12 protein-coding genes and 2 pseudogenes are annotated in these 19,891 nt (G+C 65.3%); 4 read left to right on the top strand and 10 right to left on the bottom strand.

Annotated elements, in window-relative coordinates:
- Nucleotides 1-581: 581 nt before the first annotated feature.
- A pseudogene (locus ACFULQ_RS11480) lies at nucleotides 582-1,602 on the bottom strand (hemolysin family protein).
- Nucleotides 1,599-2,404: pseudogene (locus ACFULQ_RS11475) on the bottom strand (transporter associated domain-containing protein); the annotation flags it as partial. The pseudogenes ACFULQ_RS11475 and ACFULQ_RS11480, both read right to left, overlap by 4 nt.
- Here ACFULQ_RS11475 and ACFULQ_RS11470 point away from each other — a divergent pair.
- Nucleotides 2,386-2,850 carry a 4'-phosphopantetheinyl transferase family protein gene (locus ACFULQ_RS11470; protein ID WP_383541644.1) on the top strand — a complete coding sequence of 155 codons (465 nt, stop codon included), beginning with the start codon at nucleotides 2,386-2,388 and terminating at the stop codon, nucleotides 2,848-2,850. The pseudogene ACFULQ_RS11475 and the gene ACFULQ_RS11470 sit on opposite strands and share 19 nt — an antisense overlap.
- Before the next feature lie 703 nt (nucleotides 2,851-3,553).
- Here the strand turns inward: ACFULQ_RS11470 and ACFULQ_RS11465 are convergent.
- On the bottom strand, nucleotides 3,554-4,720 hold the full coding sequence (locus ACFULQ_RS11465) for a transcriptional regulator (RefSeq protein ID WP_383541428.1): 1,167 nt from the start codon (nucleotides 4,718-4,720) through the stop codon (nucleotides 3,554-3,556).
- A gap of 1,326 nt (nucleotides 4,721-6,046) precedes the next feature.
- Between ACFULQ_RS11465 and ACFULQ_RS11460 the strand changes: the two genes are divergently transcribed.
- Nucleotides 6,047-7,132, top strand: coding sequence for a prephenate dehydrogenase (locus ACFULQ_RS11460; protein ID WP_383541425.1), 1,086 nt, complete (start codon nucleotides 6,047-6,049; stop codon nucleotides 7,130-7,132).
- A gap of 129 nt (nucleotides 7,133-7,261) precedes the next feature.
- Here ACFULQ_RS11460 and dpgD read toward each other — a convergent pair whose 3' ends face one another.
- The 7 genes from dpgD to ACFULQ_RS11425 form a co-directional block, all read right to left on the bottom strand.
- The gene (gene dpgD, locus ACFULQ_RS11455; protein ID WP_383541422.1) at nucleotides 7,262-8,071 is read right to left on the bottom strand and encodes an enoyl-CoA-hydratase DpgD; all 810 of its coding nucleotides are present in this window, start codon (nucleotides 8,069-8,071) and stop codon (nucleotides 7,262-7,264) included.
- Nucleotides 8,068-9,417, bottom strand: coding sequence for a (3,5-dihydroxyphenyl)acetyl-CoA 1,2-dioxygenase DpgC (gene dpgC, locus ACFULQ_RS11450; protein WP_383541419.1), 1,350 nt, complete (start codon nucleotides 9,415-9,417; stop codon nucleotides 8,068-8,070). The genes dpgD and dpgC overlap by 4 nt, the downstream gene beginning before the upstream one ends.
- Entirely contained in the window at nucleotides 9,414-10,124 is a 711-nt protein-coding gene (gene dpgB / locus ACFULQ_RS11445; RefSeq protein ID WP_383541416.1) for an enoyl-CoA-hydratase DpgB, read from the bottom strand. Before dpgB ends, dpgC begins: the two co-directional genes overlap by 4 nt.
- Before the next feature lie 11 nt (nucleotides 10,125-10,135).
- The gene (gene dpgA / locus ACFULQ_RS11440; protein WP_383541642.1) at nucleotides 10,136-11,251 is read right to left on the bottom strand and encodes a 3,5-dihydroxyphenylacetyl-CoA synthase DpgA; all 1,116 of its coding nucleotides are present in this window, start codon (nucleotides 11,249-11,251) and stop codon (nucleotides 10,136-10,138) included.
- A 147-nt stretch (nucleotides 11,252-11,398) separates the two neighbouring features.
- On the bottom strand, nucleotides 11,399-13,840 hold the full coding sequence (locus ACFULQ_RS11435; protein WP_383541413.1) for an aminotransferase class I/II-fold pyridoxal phosphate-dependent enzyme: 2,442 nt from the start codon (nucleotides 13,838-13,840) through the stop codon (nucleotides 11,399-11,401).
- Nucleotides 13,837-14,859, bottom strand: coding sequence for a 4-hydroxyphenylpyruvate dioxygenase (gene hppD, locus ACFULQ_RS11430; RefSeq protein ID WP_383541409.1), 1,023 nt, complete (start codon nucleotides 14,857-14,859; stop codon nucleotides 13,837-13,839). Before hppD ends, ACFULQ_RS11435 begins: the two co-directional genes overlap by 4 nt.
- 134 nt (nucleotides 14,860-14,993) lie before the next feature.
- The gene (locus tag ACFULQ_RS11425) at nucleotides 14,994-16,577 is read right to left on the bottom strand and encodes an MBL fold metallo-hydrolase (RefSeq protein ID WP_383541407.1); all 1,584 of its coding nucleotides are present in this window, start codon (nucleotides 16,575-16,577) and stop codon (nucleotides 14,994-14,996) included.
- A gap of 343 nt (nucleotides 16,578-16,920) precedes the next feature.
- On the opposite strand from ACFULQ_RS11425, the gene ACFULQ_RS11420 reads away from it, so the two are divergent.
- Nucleotides 16,921-17,739 (top strand): alpha/beta fold hydrolase, encoded by an 819-nt coding sequence (locus ACFULQ_RS11420; RefSeq protein ID WP_383541404.1) that lies wholly within the window; start codon nucleotides 16,921-16,923, stop codon nucleotides 17,737-17,739.
- Nucleotides 17,740-17,849: 110 nt separating this feature from the next.
- On the top strand, nucleotides 17,850-19,826 hold the full coding sequence (locus tag ACFULQ_RS11415) for an ABC transporter ATP-binding protein (RefSeq protein ID WP_383541401.1): 1,977 nt from the start codon (nucleotides 17,850-17,852) through the stop codon (nucleotides 19,824-19,826).
- Nucleotides 19,827-19,891 lie beyond the last annotated feature (65 nt).

Below are 19,891 nucleotides of genomic sequence, written 5' to 3'. Positions count from 1 at the left end.
CACCGACGCCACCACCAACGCACAACCCCTCCGCACCCACCCCTCAAGGCCGACGCCCGAATGAGCGCCGCTCGAAGGAGCGTCACGGACACCCGCAGCCACACCGCGCGGCGTTCCACTCGGCGCGCTCACCGGGAACCACCCCTACGACGGCGCCGACGCACCTCCGGCACCGCCACCGTGCCGGAAAGCACCAGCTCACAGCGGCTACGAGCCCGTACAGATGCTGTCGGTGCCCCGCCGGGGGCGCACCGCTACACTCCGTGTTTCCGCAGGCCAGACGGGCCAAACGGCCTTCCGATGGCAGCATGCTGCGCGCCGGTCCAGACAGGACCAACTGAGCCCTGCCGAGAATTTCCCCAGGTAGACGTGGACTTCAGGCACCCTCCACGTCCCGCAGGTTCGAGCCAGAGGGGGTGAACTGCAGCAAGCATCTGTCACCCTCCGCATCGATGGTGGCGGCCTCGCCGAAGCAACCCATCGCGGTGGTAAGAGTTGCGCCAACCAACAAAGACCGAGGGCGTTCCCGAAACAGTCGTCAAAGTGCAGGCCAGTCCAGGGGGCTTCAGCGGCCTCGGACGTCAGGCGGCGGCCGGTGCCGGGCCGACCAGCTCGGTCCGGCGCCCTCCATGGTCACGAACCCGAGGACGGTCCCCGTCTCGCCGGTCACCGCCGCCAGTTGGCTGTCGTCGGCGCGCAGCGCGGTGAGGGTGTCGTCGAGCGGGGTGTCGATGCGGACCCGGGTGACCGGGTGCAGGGCAGTGCGCGGGAAGGGCCGGTCGGGTCGGTGACGCCGAGGGTGTCCTGGATGTGCAGGTAGCCCAGTACGGTGCCGTCGGCGCCGGTGACCGGGAAGCGGGAGTACCCCGCCTCGGCGGCCATCCGCTCCAGGCGGGCCGGGGTGACCGAGTCCTCGACGGTGCGCATCTTCTGCGCGAGGACGAGGATCTCGCCGACGGGACGCGTACCCAGTTCCAGCGCGTCCCGCAGCCGCTCACCGTCGGCTGGCGAGAGCAGTCCGGCCTCACTCGCGTCGGCGACCATGCGGGCGAGCTGGTCGTCGGTGAAGACCGAATCGACCTCGTCCTTGGGTTCGACGCGCAGCAGCTTCAGCAGGGCGTTGGCATAAGCGTTGATGCCGAACACCAGCGGGCGCAGCGCCCGGGTGAGGGCCACCAGGGGCGGGCCGAGCAGCAGCGCGGTGGGCACGGGGGCCGCGAGGGCTATGTTCTTCGGCACCATCTCGCCGATCAGCATGTGCAGATACGTCGCGAGCGACAAAGCGATCACGAACGCGATCGGGTGCACCAGGCCGTGCGGGATGTGCGCTGCCTCGAAGCCGGGCTCCAACAGATGGGCGATGGCCGGTTCGGCGACCGCGCCGAGCACCAGGGAGGAGACGGTGATGCCGAGCTGGGCGGTGGCCAGCATCGCGGAGAGGTGCTCCAGGCCCCACAGGGTCATGCGGGCGCGCTTGTTCCCCTCTTGAGCCCGCGGCTCGATCTGGCTGCGGCGCACGGAGATCAGGGCGAACTCGCCGCCCACGAAGAAGGTGTTGGTCAGCAGCGTCAGGGCGCCGACGAGCAACTGGAGGGTGGTCATCGAATCTCCTCCCCCGCCGGGGCCGGCGCCTGGGGGGCCGGTTCGGTGATGCGGATCCGGTCGGCGCGGTGGTGCTCGACGTCGAGGACGTAGAGCTGCCAGCCGTCGAGTTCGACGGTGTCGCCCTTGGCGGAGATGCGGGCGAGGTGGGTAGCGACAAGGCCGGCCACAGTCTCGTACGGGCCGTCCGGAGCCTTCAGCCCTATTCCGCCCAGCTGGTCGAGGCGGACGGAGCCGTCCGCCTCCCAGGCCGCGCGGCTGTCCGTGGCGGCCGACACGGGCAGCAGGTCGGGGTTTCGAGGGGGTCGTGCTCGTCGCGTACCTCGCCGACGACCTCCTCGACGATGTCCTCGACGGTCGCGACACCCGCGGTGCCGCCGTACTCGTCGATGACGACGGCCATGGTGCGGGTCGCGCGCAGCCGCTCCAGCAGCCGGTCGGCGGTCAGGCTGTCCAGCACCAGCAGGGGCTCGGTGGCCAGCTCGATGACCAGGGTGACGGCTCGCTTCTCCGGCTCCAGCGCGAGGACGTCCCTGATGTGGACGGTGCCGATGACCTCGTCCAGGCTGTCGCGGTAGACCAGGAAGCGGGACAGGCCGGTGGCGTGGGTGTGGTTCGCGGCGTCGGCCGCGGTCGCGGGCGCTTCGAGGGCCATGACGTCGACCCGCAGCGTCATAACGTTCTCGGCTGTCAGCTCGCCCAGGTACAGGGTGCGCATAAACAGTTCGGCGGAGTCCGCCTCCAGGGCGCCCTTGGCGGCCGAGTGCTCGGCGAGCGCGATCAATTCCTCGGGGCAGCGGGCGCCTGTGGATCAGCGAAGCGGATGTCTCCAAAGCCGATGCCAGACGATGGCTACTTCCGCCCGAGCTGTCCTTCGCCAGTAGGTTGATCAATGAGCGGGTCCGGCAGTCATTCATCACATCACGAATGCTGCAGCGAGCGCTCGGCGCCAACTATCTTCAGGCGCCTGCTCATCGAGTCGAGATCACACGGAAGTGCCTTCATTGTGGTCACGATCGCCACGGAAATCCTCACTTCCCAGCCGCTCCGGAGCTTGACTTCTCCGTGTCGCACAGCGGAACCCTTGTCGCAATGGCTGCCTCAACCGGAGGCAAAGTCGGACTGGATATGGAGACAAGCACCAGCAACATCGGTGTCGACGAACTGAGGCGCAATCTCACCTCTGACGCCGAGCGGCGAAACAGCGCCGAGTTGAACGGAGAAGCGGCTCGCTGCGTACTGTTTTAGCTGTGGGCTCGCAAGAAGGCTGCGGTCAAACTCACAGGGCACGGCCTGCTGGCCGCCCCCTTCCCCTATTGACGGTTGACGGCCCAATCGTCCATGCTGAACCGCCACCGCCTGGCTGGCCGACAGAGCCCATCCATCTCACAGATCTCCCAATGGGCCACGGATATGCAGCGGCCTTGGCCACGACGATGCGACAGCCTTCGATCGTCACTCACCGGCTGTCCACGGTGGCAGAACTGGACCGTTCCCTGCGGATGCTCTGATCGCTGAATCAGCGTAGGTCGTTACTGGCATGCAGCCGGCGGGGCAAGTCCCCAGTCGTTGTCGGCGACTGCACCAACGTCTGCGCGCCACGAACGGGCCGCCCCACCCCGCTGGCTCTCGCCGAACAAGCGCGAGTAGAAGGCGGCCGAGTTCGCACACAGCATGTGGAGCACCGAGTTCCGGATGAATCACGGGTGCTCGGTCCGCGACTCCGGCCGGGACGGCCTCGTCCAGTCGGCGAGCTTGTCTCCCAGTATGCGTGCCCCAAGCCCAGCACGAGCGTCTGCGCGCCTGTCATCACCCTAAGCGTCATGCAAACGACAAGACCGGACGCAATTTTTGTTTCTACGAAAGCTCAAGCGGCCTGCTAAGGCCGGATGCAATGGGGAGGCACCGGGTGCGTGGACGCTGTCACGGAAAGCGTTTCAGCTTACCGAAACTACATCGAAGCCCGTGTTTCATCACCAATGCTCTGGATGCGCTCGTCCAGCTCTTTGGCAAATTCCATCCACGTCTCTGCGTACTGTCTCGCGAGATCGGCTATCAAGTCCCCACAATGCGACGGCACTGCCGCAGCGAGCTTGGACCATTCCTGGTCCCCGATGGCATTCAACTGGAGCACCCTGAGTAGGTGGCGCCCCTCCTCCTTGTGGCGCAGGGACGGGTCGCGCAGCAACTTGTCAACCAGGGGGACAGGGTCCGACTGAAGGAGCCGCACTTTCCGCGCAGCACGCCGGGTACTGCCCTGAACCGACTCGGTGGAACCGACGCTACTGGCTTCAGTATCGGGTTCAGGTCGTTCATGCTCCGCTACCGGAGATTCCCCCGCCATGATTCGCTTACGAACATCGCTCACGGTCGCCGGCGAGATGCCTGCGCCGCGTGCCACTTCACGCAGCGAGGCCTTCGGGTTCTCCGCGATCAGCTCGGCAGCTCGCATCCTGCCTTCCGTGCTGCTCAAGGGGCGAACCCTCCCGTCCCGGCCAATGCGCGCGCTCAGCTGTGTCCCCTCAGAGACCGAGCTTCGCCGCAGGACCGCCACTGCCTTGGCGCCCAGCCCCGCGGCACGCGCAATTGCCCGGTCGGACATCTCGGGATGTGACGCGATAATCCGCACCGCTGCGGCTCGACGGTCCTCCTTTGACAGTGGAAGCCCATGCGTCACATTCGCTTCGACTGCCCGCAGGAATGCCTCCGCAGGAGTACCATCGAATAATTCCGCTTCAATCGCCTCCTGACCTTTTAAGAAGGCGACCATGAGGCGATGCATCCCGTCGATGACACGCAAGCTGTGCCGGTCCACAAGAATGGGCGGGAGTGGAACATCAAGCTCAATCAACCGGGTTACGTGATTCGCATCCTGCCCGGCCAGCCGTGGAGACTCACCAGGCAAAAGCGATGCGATCGGAATGGATACCACCTCCCCTGCACGTGCCTCAGCAGGAATTGCCGATCGAGCTGCAGAGATTGACCCCACTTCTCTATCCGAAGGCACGATATCGGCAATATTGCGATTCAAACTCATCTCCCCCTTTGACAAAAAATTCGAATCCCTTTGCCACAAGAAACTCCCGGTATAGATCTCCCCTCTTTCCGGTAGATTCACACGAGGTCGCACGATGCCAATCGGGGCATTACGGCAAGGTCCCTGCGCGAGACGCCGACACCCCTGTCCAGCACCCCACATCAGCCCCACCCCACAGCGGGCCGGGACCCTCGCGCCCTCGTCAGCGGTTGACACCGGAACGGTCGGCACATCCGACGACCACACCAGCTCGACCTCCGCGCCTCCGAAAACGCTTTCGAACGCACATCTATGTTCACCTTTCACTGCAGAGCTGTCGAGGTTTCCTACCTGTGAACCGACGACGTTCAACTGCGGCGCTGCATCGGTTGAACGGGCGACGCAGCGCGCACGGTCCCGGTCCGGGGCCAGACCCTCCAGAGTGCCAGTACAGCCGCACTCAACGGTCACCTCAGCGACTCCTCAAGAGCGCCGGAATCGGTAACCCCTACTCAGGGATGCCCTCCAGGGACACACAGCCATCCACGCCACCAACCTCCACAGACCGCGCACTTGAAGGGGCATGAAAGCAGCCGGCTCACCCGGCTCTGCGACCAGCCACACGCGACACCTCGCCAGATCCGAGTTCGCAGCAGGCGGGAATTATGCAACCGCGAAAAAGCCACGCCGTCGCACCCCAGAGGGCAGAACATTCTTCCGATCTGCAAATATCGCCTATTTGATCCGACGAGAGCGACGACGGCAGTCAACCCGGGAACCGGAAGGGCGACGACCTGGAGCGAGCCGGAATATCGCCATCCGGATCACCGTCGCACGCAACATCAATCGGGGCGAAAAGCTGCATCACCCTTGTTGGGATTCAGTCAGCTACATTGATTCCGCCGCACCCCCGGCGATTACGGGGGAATTCACGCCGGGGGGGCGGACGCCATCACTATATACGACCGCTCATCCCAGTACTCCATTCCGCAACGGAGACAAGAGCATGATGGTCGACGAATAGACGAGCAGTATCATTCTCGGACAGCCCACACCTTACAGTATGCTGCGCCATGCGCCTCTTTGCCGACCATCATAAATCTTAAGCCGTTGCGGCTGGGGTGAGCCCAATGAGTTAGCAAAGATGCCGACGCTGCCAAGACGACCCGAACCGGACCGTGCCCTCTGGCCACGGATTTCCAGCCCGCCACAGGTTCTACGCCCGGCTACAGACTGCACAAACTCTTAGCCCCGCCAACCTTCGAAGGGGAATCTCATGGCCGTTCGCTCCACCGAACACGTAACAGTCACCCAAGGAACTGCACATGCTCTTCCGGGCACTCGTCGAGCTTCGGAACAGTCAGAGCTGCACCAATGTCGGCTTGCACCCACCGCCGGCCACGCGCCCGCCTACGACTCCTGCGTCCGATGAAGAGCGCCACAGTCATCGGAACCGGTGCCATCGGTACGTCCGTCGCACTCGCTCTGACACGGACCGGTGTGGCCGTGCACCTGAACGACGTGAACAGTACGGCGGCCAGGACCGCCGAGGCCATGGGGGCCGGCTCGCTCCACGCGCCGGACGGGCAGGTGGATCTTGCGATACTCGCCGTGCCCCCGACGCGAATCGCCACGGAACTCGCGCGTGCCCAGCACAGTGGGCTCGCCCGCGCTTACACCGATGTCGCCAGCGTGAAGGCCCGGCCGCACCATGAGTTGCTTAGTGTGAGCGCTGACCCCTCCACCTATGTCGGCGGTCACCCCCTAGCAGGCACGGAGCGCTCCGGCCCCCTGGCAGGCCGGGCCGACCTCTTCGAGGGGCGGCCATGGGTGCTCACTCCCTCGGCTCACACCGACCAGGGAGTCCTCAATCGCGCACTCGAACTGGTCGCGCTGTGCGCCGGCACGCCGGTCATCATGGAGCCGGCCGCCCATGACCACGCTGTCGCCCTCACGTCGCATGCCCCTCATCTGATTTCGTCCCTGATGGCAGCCCGGCTTGAACACGCAACGGACGCCAGCGTCCGCGTGTCGGGAGAGGGACTGCGGGACGTCACCCGCATCGCGGCAGGTGATCCGGTGCTCTGGCGAGAGATCCTCCATGCCAACGCCGGCGCGGTGGCAGATGTCCTCAATGCATATGCAGACGACCTCAACCGAGTCATCACCGCCCTCCGCGACCTGGCCGACACAGATCCTGCAATACAAGAGCGCGCAACAACTGACCTGGAGGAGCTGCTCCTGCAGGGAAATCAGGGGCGTGCGCGCATCGAACACAAACCAGGCACCTCGCTGGCCGACCTTGCCGCGATCTCGGTGGTGATATCCGACGAGCCCAACTCACTGGCACGGGTGTTCACGGCAGTCGGCGAGGTCGGCGTCAATATCGAAGACATCCGTATCGAGCACTCGCCAGGCCAGGGCCAGGGCCTCGTCGAACTACTCGTGCACCGGTCCTCGGCCGCGGAGCTGTCCAGACTGCTGAGCGTGAGTGGTTGGACAGTGTCGCACTGAACGCGTAGGCCATGAGCCGACTTCGCCGCCCCGATCCGAGAGCTTCTGCTGGCGGTCGCATTCAACAAGCAGGGCCACCCATCATGGGTGGCCCTGCGTTGCTTCAGTCATAGCTAAAGGCGGATCTCCTCAACAGCCGTGCCAGCAGGGTTCGCGCTGCTCGGCAAAGGCCAGGGGGCCTTCGATGGCGTCCTTGCTGTGCCGACGCCGTTGCTCCCATTCGAACGCCGTGGTGAAGGCCTCCTCCAGCGGCATGTCCACCGACCTCATCACGGCCTCCTTGATGGCCCGCACCGCCAAGGGGGCGCTGCGCAACAGAGCGTCGGTCCACTCGGTGACGCAGGCATCGAGCTGCTCGTAAGGCACTACCTGGTTGACCAGGCCAAAATGCAGCGCCATGTCCGCGGTCAAACGGCGGCCCGTCAGTAGGTAACCCATGGCCGTCTTCAACGGAAGCTGTCTGGCCAGCCTGAACGCCCCGCCGGCCCCGGGCACCAACCCGAGCTGTGCTTCCGGGAGGGCAAAGACCGCTTGGTCGGACGCGACAACGAGATCGCATGCAAGGGCGAGTTCGAACCCGCCGCCCAGCGCGTAGCCGTGAACCCGGGCGACCACCGGCTTCGAAAGGTTGAACCGTTCGGTCAGTCGCGGCCATCCGGGCTGTCCACGGCTACCGAAGGTCGACGGTGGCACTCCCTGGCGATCCAGCAGAGCGCGCTCGCGCAGATCCTGGCCGACGGAGAAGGAGCGCTCTCCGGCACCGGTCAGCACCGCAACCCGCACCTCGTCGTCCGCTTCGACGTCGTCCCAGATCGCGGCGAGTTCCTCGTGCATCCGCAGGTCCATCGCATTGAGCACGGCAGGCCGATTGAGCGTGATGCGAGCCACGTGGTTCTTCTTCTCGTAGCGGACACGCGGCTCATCCTCCGTTCCGCTCACTCCGCCCTCGCCTCCTTCGCGGCGGAGAAGCGGCCGACCTTGTCGAGCACATCGGCGCTGTACATGCGGAGCGCCTGTTGTAGGGCGAACTCAGCCATGTAGGTGCGGAATTGGTCCACCGGCTCCTCGACGAGGTTCAGCATCCTTCGGTTGGCGATCACCGCAGGCCCGCGGAGCCGGTCAATGCCCCGCTCGATCGCGAGGTCCATGTCATCGTGTTCGTGGACCTCGTCGACCAGCAGACGGGCGTCCGGCTCTCCCGCCCAGATCCGGCGTCCCCCGAGGATCACCTGCCTGGAGACACGTCCGCCGGCGGCCCGGCCCAGCCGGAAGTTGGCGGCCCCGGGGATGATTCCTTCCTTGGCTGCCGGAAGGCTGAGGTAGGCATCCGACGCGGCGATGACATGGTCAAACACCAGCAGGAGCTGCGCGCCGCCGCCGATGGCGAAGGTGTCCACCGCCGCGATCCAGGGCTTCTCCACCATCCCCGTCCGCCGGTCCGCGCCGTTCCCGACGGAGACGCCTCGCAGAATCTTGTGGATGTACCCGAGCTCCCGCCGTAGCAGGAAGTCCACCAGCGAGATGCTGCCGCCGTGCAGGGACTTGAGGTTGATTCCGGCGCTGAACACGCGCTTGCCACGGTATCGCGGGTGGGTCATCTCGCCACCGCGCAGCACACACACCTCAACGTCGGGATCAAGAAGCGCGAGGTCCACCGCGGTCTCGATGTCTTCGATCTGCCGGTCGTCCTCCGCGTTCAAGCAGTCGTCGCGGCACATGGTCAAGTGTGCGGCACCGCGGCTGCGTTCCATCCGTACGGAGCCCAGGTCGGCCCTTCCCGTCCTGCTGAAGTCCGGAAGCAGAGCGAGCGCGCGGGGTGTGGGGCGCAACATCGCGTCGATCAGGTGTGGTCCTGCCGACGGCGAGCGCAGGACGTGACTGAGGAAGACACCTTGGTCGATCTCATGCCCCTCCTTGTGCGCCTGTGGCCGGGTGCGCTCGGTCTCGAGCCGATGGTTGGTGGGCACGAGCCCCGGAAAAGCCGTTGCGGCCGTCTCGACCAGTTCGTCCAGGCGGAGATGGCGAGTGCGCCCCTCGGTGAGTTCGTCGTAGACGGCATCGACGTGGGCGTCCAGAAACTCGGCACGCGTCGTCCGAGTGGCCTCGATCGCTGCCGCAGCAGTAGCCCGCTGGTCCAGCGTGCGGCGCTCCGGTTCTGGCAGGGTGGCCAGCAAGTCTTCAGTGTGCTGGGCCGCTTCGGCGAGCACGACTCGCGCCCGTGCCAGATCGGCGTGCACGTCACTCTGATCGTCCCGCAGCCCGGCCCGTGCGTCGGTCACGTTCATGCGGTCGCCCCAACGGTCGCCCGCCGCAGTACGCGGTCGCAGGCTGCCAAATGGACGCCGAGCGCCTCGTCGAAGCTGGTGCTGGGCGCATCACTGAGTAGCTGCCGCCGGATGGCGAGCTCGGTCCCCGAGACATCTCCGGCCCGGTCGCCCGCCATGGCCAGGGCGGCCGCCGGCTCGTCCACGAGTTCATCGACGAGGTGCAGCGCCAGCGCTTCGGCCGCCTCGACGGGAGTTCCGAAGAGCACCGCCCGACGAATGGCCGCGGCACTCGCGCCATGTTGCGCGAGCCGATAGAGCGCCATTCCCGGCCAGGTGGCCCCATCCGCGACGGGGATCATCAAGCGCACCGAGCTGGTGGCGATGCGATAGTCGGTGGCGAGCAGCGCGTCCAGGGCAAGGCCGCCGCAGTCCGCGTCGGCGACCGCCATGGTGGCCGCCGGCAGGCGCTCAAGACGGCGCAGCACGCGTTCCCACTTGCTCACCAAGGACACGGTCAGATCACTCGACCGCGGTCCCTGCGGAGCGCCGGTCACCTGAAGGATGACCTTGCTCCGCCCGGCACGGTCCTCGGCACTGTCGCAAACCGCGCCGATCGCGGCGACCCACTCGGGGGACAGGGCTTGGCGCCCGTCGATCGTCAGTACCAGATCGTCGGTGCCCGGCCGGCCGGTGACGGCCTGAACCCCGCTCTTCCCGTTCTTCATGCGATTCTCCGTCACCATTGCACCAATGCGGTCTCGATGGTCGAGCCGGGCCCCATCGTCATCAGGACGCCGTAGTCGCCGGCCTCCACCACTCCCTCTTTGAGGAGTCGCTGATAGGAGAAGAGGAACGAGCCGCTCGAAAGATTGCCGAAGTCGCGCAGTACGCCGGTCGTATGGCGCACGTCATGGCGCGTAAGGCCGAGGTTGACCCTTATCGCGTCGATGACCTTCTTGCCGCCGGAGTGCACGAGCCATTGGCGAATGTCGCTGCGTCGGAGTCCCGCGCCGGTCAAGAGGCGGTCGATGACCTGCTCCGCATTGGCACCGACCACGTACGGGACCTCGGGGTCGAGGTAGAAGCTGAACTTCCCCTGCTGGTCGTCCCAGTCGTAGCGCATCGCGTCGATCGCGTCGGGGATGAGGTGGCTGGCGAATCGCAGGACGCGCGGGCTGCCGGGGGACGACGCCACGCCGGATGGGGCGTACGCGGTGTCAGGGCCGTCGGAGATCAGAGCGATCGCGGCCGCGCCGTCTCCGAACAAGCTGTTCACGACGGCGGTACGCATGGTCGAGTCGATGACATAGGCGGCCGAGCAGGCTTCCGCGCACAGAATGACGGCGACCTTGCCAGGGTTGGCCACTGCCCATGCGGTGGTGGCGTTGAGTGCGTTCAGGCCTGCGTTGCAGCCCATGCCCACGATGTCCACGCGACTGGTGTCGGGGAGGATCCCCATGTGGCGGATGAGGCGGGCGCTCAGGCCCGGGGTGAGGAAACCGGTGGTGGTGACGCAGCACAGGTAGTCGATGTCCGACAGCTCGATTCCGGAGTTGTCCAGACACGCGCGCACGGCCTTCGCCCCCATTTCAAGGGCGAGTCGCTGGTGCTTGGCGAGCAGTTCCCCTTGGGTCTCCGGGAGGCAGGTACCGTCTGCGTCCAGTGGCGGGATCGTGAGGAAGCGGCGTTCGATCGCGCTGTTGAGGAAGACGGACCGGACTCTGGGATCCGTGATCTTGAAGATGTCAAGCAGTTCCCGCTGCGTGTACGAATGCTCCGTGGTTGCCGTGCCGACGCCCACGATGCGGGCGGCGCCCGAGGTGTCCTTCTCCTCGGATGCCGGGGCTTCCATCAGGTCGGCGTCCAATAGCCCTGTGTCGGCGGTCATCGGAATGTCCACCCCCACATACGTGTCTTGCTGCGGATGAGGCGTACTGCTGCCAACACGTCGATCACCCTTCCGGTGAGTCAGCCGTTATCAGAGAGGAGCAGGTGGAGCTCAGGGGGCGGGCTGCGGTGCGGAGGTGTGTGCCTCGGCCCTGACAAACTGCGCCAGCCGCTCGATTCCGTCCGCGATCTCTGCATGTGTCAGGTAACTGACGGACAGTCGGATACCGAACTCTCCGCCGCCCTGGGGGTAGAAGTAGGACATGGGGGTCCATATAACGCCGAATTCCTCGGCCGAACGCCCCAGCGCGATGTTGTCCGCACGGAATGGAACGGTGAGGGCGAGGAAGAAGCCTCCGCTTGGCGCGTTCCAGTAGATGCCGAGCGCCTCCCGCTCGTCCGGCGGGAACACCTTCTCGAGCTGCTCGAGCGTGACCCTCATCGCTTCGCCGTAGTATGCGGCGGTCTTGGAGTTGAGCTCCGATGCGCGTCCGTCGGCGGCGAGGAGCATGCCGGCCACGACGGCCTGGGCCACCGGAGAGGTGTTCACCGTGACCATGCTCTTGATCTTGGTGAGCTCGTCCGCGAGGAGCCCGGTGCCGCCCTTGTCGTCGACGACCTTCTGGTCCGCGACGACGAAACCGACGCGGGCGCCGGGGAAGAGCGTCTTGGAGAACGATCCCAGGTGTATGACCCGTCGGTCGTGGTCGAGGGACTTCAGAGTCGGCAGCTGTTGCCCCGGGCTGACCAAACGGTAGGGGCTGTCTTCCAGCAGCAGGATTCCCTCGCGGGAGGCCAATTCGAGAAGTTCCTTGCGAACGCCGAGAGGGATGCTGGTGCCGGAGGGGTTCGCGTGGTCGGGGATCACGTAGAAGGCACGGGGGCGACGTCCACGTGCCCGCTCTGCGTGGATAGCCCTCTCAAGGTCGGCGCAACGGAACCCCTCGCGGCTTTCTGCCACGGCGGTCAGCTCGGCGTCCACCAGCCGGGCAGCGCCCGTGATGCCCACGTAGCAGGGACTGGAGACCAGTAGCACGTCCTCCGGCTCTGAAATGAGCGCTCGGACTGCGAGGAACATCGCCTCCTGACAGCCGACGGTGACCACGACGGCCTCCGGAGCGACGTCGATGTACTCGTCCTTGCGCAGCCAGTCGGCGATAACCTCGCGGATCTGACCACTGGTCGGGCCGTATTGAAAGAGGGCGGAGCGGACCCGGTCCGGCGAGGCCCCGCCGGCTTCCAGGTGTGCGAGGTAGCGGCGGAGGTACGTGAATATCTGCTCGGTCTCGAAGAAGCCGTCGTACGGTCGGCCGGGCGCGAAGGACACCGCGTCGGGGTAGCGGTGGGTGATCTCGTTGAGGAAGTTCATCGTGTCGAGGACTGGGTCACGGAGGCTGCCGTGCAACTCCTCCTTGCGCAGCTCCGACTCGTCGGGAGACGGCTGTTTGATGGCCTCCACCACGGATGACGTCCCTGCCTCTGATCGCACCAGCCCTGGTCCGATGTCCTCGATCGAGCGGGTCCCAGTGAGGGCCATCGCCTCTGTCAGTTCATCGACGATGATGCCCAGGACGCTCTCGACGCCCTCCTCCTGGCTCACCGCCAGACCGTGCAGCACCGGGCGTCCCAGGAACACCGCGTCGGCGCCCAGCGCTATGGCTGCCAGCACGTCCCCACCGCGACGGATCCCGCCGTCGAGAAATACAGGGCACGTCCCCGGCACAGCGGCTACCACCTCAGGCAGTACTTCGAGAGTCGCGGGGGCGCCGTCCAGCTGACGACCGCCGTGGTTCGAGACCACGATGGCCTGGGCTCCCGCCATGCACGCCGCCCGAGCGTCGGATGCGCTGAGAATGCCCTTGACCACTATCGGCAGTGAGCTGACGGAGCGCAGCCATTCCATCACCGACCAGTCGAGGCCCGCGTCGAACTCGGCCAGCGCGTGGTCGCCCGGCGAGGCGAAGCCGGTGCCGGCCAGGTTGGCCGGCGCGATGCCGTTCGGCAGCCTGAAGTCATTGCGCAGGTCGCGCAACCGTCTGCCCAGGTACGGGGCGTCTGCAGTGAGTACCAGAGCCTCAAAGCCCGCTCCTTCAGCGCGCTCGATGAGCTGCCGGGTCGTGGCACGGTCGCGAAAGCAGTACACCTGCAGCCAGAGCGGCGCAGACGCATGCGCGGCGATGTCCTCGAACGTTCGCCCCGCGAAGGTGCTCACCACAAAGGGGACACCGGCGGACCCCGCGGCCCTGGCCGTCGCCACTTCACCGACCGAGTGGGCCAGGGTGTGGTATGCCATGGGCGCGATGGCCACAGGCGCCGACCAAGCCTGTCCGAAGATCTCGGTCCTGGTGTCAGGGCGGCCCACTCCGGCGAGTACGCGCGGACTCAGCCGTACGCGATCGAAGGCCTCCGAATTGGCCGCGAGCGTCCGTTCCTGTCCGGCGCCACCCTCGATGAAATCCCAGACATGAGGGTCCATGCCTTCGCGCGCCTTCCCGGCATAGTCGGCCAGGGTGAGCAGACCCGCCCTGGCCGCATCCGACTTCAGGCCCTTCACCGCGCGGTCAGCCGGTCACGCTCGACCGCTTCGTACAGAGCCCTGATGTTGGCGCTGCCGAATCCCCGGGAGCCTTGGCGCTGAATGAGCTCGAAGAAGAGCGTGTTGCGCTCGTAGGGCGAGCGGGTGAACAACTGCAGGAGGTGACCCCACTCATCGCTGTCGGCCAGCACCTGTGCGTCCCGCAGTTCCGCGATCTCCGGCGCCAGCCCGGTGAGCCGGTCCGCCAGCATGTCGTAGTACGTGTCGGGCGTGCTCAGGAACTCCACACCCTGGTCCCGGAATTCTCGAACCGCGGGGATGATGTCCTCCACCAGGAAGGCGAGGTGCTGTACGCCCGGTCCGGCGTTCCGCTTGAGGAAGGCGTCGAGCTGACCGGCCTCCTTCGCGGGATCCGGCGCGACCAGCGTGAAGGTGATGCGCTCGGAGGCACTGCGGACGACGATCGAGTCCATGGCCTGTCCCCCGACGGCGACATACTCGGAGGAGAAGCGAGAGAACCCGAAGGCATCCCGATAGAGATCGGCGACCTTCTCGAGGCTGCCCCCTTCGAGGCAGACCGCTATGTGGTCCAGCAGCCGAATCGGACCAGCCGCGGGGCGGCGTTCCTGGGTCGTGACCTCCCATCGGCGCCCGGGGGGCAGTCCAACCGCCGAGCGCTCGGCTGCTTGAAGAAGGGAATGGGTGACATCCCCGAAACCCGACACAATCGGGTTGCCATATCTGTGGCCCACCGGCTCGGCGCCGGCTGCCAGAGCCGCCTCACGTGTGGCCGTCACGTCGTCACAGGTCAGCGCGATATCGGCGATGCCCTCGCCGTGTTTCTCCAGGAACTTCCAGATGCCCCGGCCCGAGGTGACTATCAGTTGGACCTCCCCCTGCCGGAGCAGAGTGGAACTCCTGTCGACCTCCACGGAGTCCGCGATCTGCGTGAACCCCATGGCGGAGACGAAGTAGTCGACCGTGGCCACTTTGTCACGCGTGTATATCTCGACATGTGCTATATCGCGGGCAGTCATCGCGGTTCCTCCCCGAAGCCCGGGCCAAGAGATGATCAGTACTGTTCAGGAATCCGTCCTCAGGCGGGACACCCGCGCGCCGGGATTCGGCGCTCCGGGTGTCCGGCCTGCGAACAGCGATCTCGCCGGATCTGCTACCAGCGCCATTCCTGCTGGCCGTAGAGGTGGCCAGCCTTGATCCCACGGTCCTTGCACCAAGTCAGGAATTCCTCGACCTGCTTGAGCTGGTAGGTGTCCTCGTTGTACGTGGTTGCCATGACGTGGCCGAGCCACGGCTCCTCGCCCATGGCGTAGATGTACGCCTCGTTGGCCCCCAGCTCGGTCATGATCGCTGCAGCCTGTTCGGCGTTCGAACCCGAGAGCTTCCGCGAGTTGCTCATCTTCTTGGTGACCGGGACCGTAAGGAGACCCTGGTACAGCCAGGTCAGCGGGGCACCGTCGCACTCCATGCCGAGGAAGGCCATGTCGGCGGTGCCCAGGTGCTGCTTTATGTAGCGGTAGAGCTGCGGATCGATGCCGGACGAGTCGGCCCCGATGAACACCTTCTTGCCGGCGAGCTCGGCCCAGTAGGTGGACTTGCCGCGGATGTCCAGGTCACAGTGCTCGCCGAGGAACGGCGTTGCGGTGATCTTGCCGCCCGGGAACTCGACCTCGTCGAAGTCGTCCACCTCGATCACCGGGAAGCCCTGATTCTTGAGCATCAGCGCCATCGACGGGTCGGCAAGGTTGCCCCGTGAGGAACGCGGCACGACGATCGCTCCGACTCGGCCACGCAGCTGGAGCAGTGTCTCCAGGACGATGTGGTCCTGGTGTGCGTGTGTGATGACGACCAGGTCGATGAAGTCCGGCAGGTCGTCGAGGGTGTAGCGATCTCCCGCGGAGCTGTCCGCGCTGATGAACGGGTCGCTCACGATGGCGGCCTGAGGGGTCTGCAGCACGAGACAGGCGTGCCCGAAGTAGCGGATGCGACCGCCGGCGTCGATGTGCCTGTCCTCTGCGAGGCTGGGTTCCTCGCTCAGCATCCCCGCCAGGCGGCTCGCCTGGGTCTCGTCGAGCTCGAGCGCATCGCGCAGGTGGCTCAGGGTGGTGGGACGCACACGGGTCTTGAACAGCTCTTCCAGGCCCGAGTGCCGGAACGGGATCTCCAGCTCGAGGACGTCGGGTGAGGGGAGCCTCGGTGTACTGAGGATGAAAGGGCGCTCGATCCCCGTTTCGAACGACAGCTGCACCGACTGACGCGACTCCTGATAGACATCGCTGGTGTAGATGACCGGTTCCATGAAGCGCATCTGCGCCTGGTTGTCCGTGTCGTAGGCCAGCTCCACGAGGCCACCGAGCTCCTGCGGCAGCTTCGGGTAGAGCGGCGTCAGATCGTATCCGGTCGCATTCGCCCGCAGCAGTTCCTGACCGGCCGCGATCGCCTCGGCGAACCTCAGCATGTCCGCCCGATCCCGTTTGATCGAAGCAAGCAGGTCACGAACCTCGTCAGCGCGCTCCTCGCCGATATTGATGAAGTATCCGCCGCGCAGTTCCGGGTTGTTGCTCGCGGCAACATGCACCTGCGGAGACTGCAGATACGACTCGAGAAGCGGCACTTGAAGGAATGCCAGATTCATTGCCGCCTGCACAGGCGCAATCGTGTACGGCCACGCGAAGAATCTGTCCACCAGCGGCTCGACGATAACCTTCGAACGGAGAAAAAGCGATTGGTCAGCCATCTGGGGCCCTCTCCAGGAGAAAACATGAAAGGACGGAGAGACAGCAAAGGTTTGAAGTTCAGGACTTCAATGGGCTGCTCCCCTTCAGCAGAGTGCCTCGAAGACCTCCCGCTGAACAAATCTCCACAGCTGCCTGGGGAGTTGAACGTGGCCGACACCTGTTCAACTGCGGTTGACACATCAGTTGAACGACGGTGGGCATCGCGACGGAACGGTATTGATCAGTGCAGTCGTACGGTGACATCGTGAGGCGCTGCACTTGGTCGGCATGCACCGGGAGCATCACCCGCTCGGGGACCTGCCCACGACGAGGAGATCATCTTGCCCGGCATCAGAATAGAGAATGGCCTGGTTCATCATGCCTTTTGTTCATAGCAATGGCATCAGGCTCTCCTACGAGCGTTCGGGGAGAGGAGTACCCGTCCTCTTGATCATGGGTTCGTCGGCCAGCGGCCGAGTCTGGACCATGCACCAGACACCCGCACTCAACCGGGCGGGATATGAAACAGTCACCTTCGACAACAGAGGTATACCGCCTTCGGATGTCCCTGGGGGCGACTACTCTCTCGCCGACATGGTCGCTGACACCACAGGCCTGATCGAGGAACTGGATCTCGGTCCGTGCCACATCGTCGCCACGTCGTTGGGTTCCATGATCGCGCAGGACCTGGCGCTCGGCCGGCCGGACCTGGTCCGCTCCATGGTCCTGATCGCCACGAGGGCCAGGTCGGACACCATGCGGCGGGCCCAGTCGGCAGCGGACCGGGCGTTGGCGGAGAGCGGCGTACGGCTGCCGGCCGGGTATGCGGCCGCCAAGAGGGTGATTGAGATGCTCTCACCGGCCACGCTGAACGACGATAGAGCCGTCTCTTTATGGCTGGACATTTTCGAACTCTCCGGGGACGACGACACCGCCAACGGCCAGTCGTCTGCCGTTGACAATCTCGGAGACCGGCGCGCAGAGCTGAGCAATATCTCCTCGCCTTGCCGAGGCATTTCGTTCACCGACGATCTTGTGTGCCCTCCACACCTGGTCGCCGAAGTTGCCCATGCCATCCCGAACTGCGATCTCGTGGAGATCCCCGACTGTGGTCACCTCGGATATCTAGAGCGTCCGGAATCGGTCAACTCAGCCATCATCGAGTTCCTCGACAAGAACTGACGGACCAGCAGCTTGGCGCCTGAGTGAGCTCAGCCGGCCGTAATTCACCGCGCAACGCAAGGACCAAGAGAGCGAGGCATGTTTCCGTGACCATGCTAGGAGGGCCGTCGATGGGCCCTGCGGGAATACGGCGAGGCGAGGATTCGATCAAGGGTGCCCGGATCAAGGGCCGCACGGTGCGACGGATCCTGCCGTACGCCCGGCGTGTCCGCTGGCAGGTCGCTTTGCTGCTGGCGGCCACAGTCGTCTCTGCGGCTATCACTGCCGCCAGCCCGCTGATCCTCAAAATGATCATCGACGACGGCATCCTGCCAGGAGACCGCGGGGTCGTCGTCGGGCTCTGCTTGGGTCTGACGGGTTTGGCTCTCGTGGACGCCTTGGCCGTCTATCTGCAGAGTTGGTGCTCGGGCCAAGTGGGCGAGGGACTCGTCTACGAACTGCGCACCAAGGTGTTCGAGCATGTGCAACAGCAGCCATTGGCGTTCTTCACTCGCACACAGACCGGCGCACTGGTCAGTCGGCTCAACACCGACGTCATGGGGGCCCGGCAGGCCGTCACGACGCTGCTGTCCCAGTCGGTCTCCACGGTCCTGACACTGATCCTCGTGCTCGGCGCGATGTTCTTCCTGTCTTGGCAGATCACCATCGCAGCACTCGTGATGATTCCGTTCTTCCTGATTCCCGCGCGACTGATCGGGCGCAAGATGAAGAAGATCGCCCGACAGACCATGGAACTCAACGCCGAGATGGGCTCGATGATGAACGAGCGATTCAACGTCTCGGGCGCTCTGCTGGTCAAACTCTACGGCCGTACGCAGGAGGAGTCAGAACAGTTCGCCGCCAAGGCAGGACGACTCCGCGACGTCGAGGCCAAGGGAGTCGTGTGGGGACGTCTGCTGTTCATCATCGTCTCTGTCCTGACCACCGTCACCACGGCCCTCGTCTATGGCTTGGGAGGCATGCTCACCATCGACGGCACGCTCCAAATGGGCACGCTCGTGGCCATGGTGACGTTGCTGATGCGGCTGTACGGACCTATCAACCAGCTGTCGAGTATGCACACCACCGCGCTGATCGCCGTGGTCAGCTTCGAGCGTGTGTTTGAGGTGCTCGACCTCGAGCCTCTCATCGTGGAACGACCCAATGCCGGCTCTCTGAGGATCACTGGCACCGACACCGGTCAGCGAAGCGAGCCGAGGGAGGCCGGCGCCAACGCCCCCGACATCAAGTTCGACGGGGTCCGCTTCCGGTATCCGAACGCCGCGGACGTGTCCCTCGCCTCGCTGGAGTCGACGTCGAAGCGCACCCCGGAGCGAGACAACGCCGCGTGGATTCTTCAGGATCTCAGCTTCCATGCCCCCGCCGGAAAACTCACGGCCCTTGTCGGCCCCTCCGGCGCCGGTAAGACCACCATCACACACCTGGTGCCACGTCTGTACGACGCTGACTCGGGAACCGTGCGCATCGGCGACCATGACGTTCGCGATCTGACGCTGCAATCTCTGCGGGACACCATCGGTGTGGTCACTCAGGACGCGCATCTGTTCCATGACACGGTGCGCGCCAATCTGTCGTACGCCCGCCCGGAAGCCGTCGAGGAAGAGCTGATCGACGCCTGCAAGGCAGCTCTGATCTGGGACACCATCAATGCCCTTCCGGATGGACTCGACACCGTGGTCGGTGACCGTGGCTACCGTCTCTCCGGCGGCGAGAAGCAACGGATCGCGCTGGCCCGGCTGCTGCTCAAGGCTCCGCCGGTCGTCGTCCTCGATGAGGCCACAGCTCACTTGGACTCAGAGTCGGAAGCCGCGATCCAGCGGGCTCTCAAGGCGGCGCTCGCCGGACGCACCTCACTGGTGATCGCGCACCGGCTGTCCACCATCCGTGAAGCGGACCAGATCCTGGTCGTCGAAGCCGGCCGGATCCGCGAAAGCGGAACCCACGACGAACTCCTGGCCGCCGGCGGGCTCTACTCCGATCTCTACCGAACCCAGTTCGCCCACCAGGCCCCGGACTCGGCAAGCATCAGTTCCGGTTCAGCGCCCCAATTGATCGCTGTGGAAACACCATCGTCTGACAGGGCGTGACCTGGTCGAAGCGCCGGCTCGTGGGGGGGGCTTGCCCCCGGATCTTGGATGAATGTCCAAGATCC

Source organism: Streptomyces sp. NPDC057253 (assembly GCF_042669125.1).
GTDB lineage: Bacteria > Actinomycetota > Actinomycetes > Streptomycetales > Streptomycetaceae > Streptomyces.
This window is presented reverse-complemented; position numbering and strand designations above follow the sequence as displayed.

Excerpts from the sequence above, each read along its gene's own strand:
- ACFULQ_RS11460 (WP_383541425.1), top strand. The coding sequence starts at position 6,047 with ATGAAGAGCGCCACAGTCATCGGAACCGGTGCCATCGGTACGTCCGTC.
- dpgC (WP_383541419.1), bottom strand. The coding sequence starts at position 9,417 with ATGAACGTGACCGACGCACGGGCCGGGCTGCGGGACGATCAGAGTGAC.
- dpgB (WP_383541416.1), bottom strand. The coding sequence starts at position 10,124 with ATGAAGAACGGGAAGAGCGGGGTTCAGGCCGTCACCGGCCGGCCGGGC.
- dpgA (WP_383541642.1), bottom strand. The coding sequence starts at position 11,251 with ATGGAAGCCCCGGCATCCGAGGAGAAGGACACCTCGGGCGCCGCCCGC.
- hppD (WP_383541409.1), bottom strand. The coding sequence starts at position 14,859 with ATGACTGCCCGCGATATAGCACATGTCGAGATATACACGCGTGACAAA.
- ACFULQ_RS11425 (WP_383541407.1), bottom strand. The coding sequence starts at position 16,577 with ATGGCTGACCAATCGCTTTTTCTCCGTTCGAAGGTTATCGTCGAGCCG.
- ACFULQ_RS11420 (WP_383541404.1), top strand. The coding sequence starts at position 16,921 with ATGGCCTGGTTCATCATGCCTTTTGTTCATAGCAATGGCATCAGGCTC.
- ACFULQ_RS11415 (WP_383541401.1), top strand. The coding sequence starts at position 17,850 with ATGGGCCCTGCGGGAATACGGCGAGGCGAGGATTCGATCAAGGGTGCC.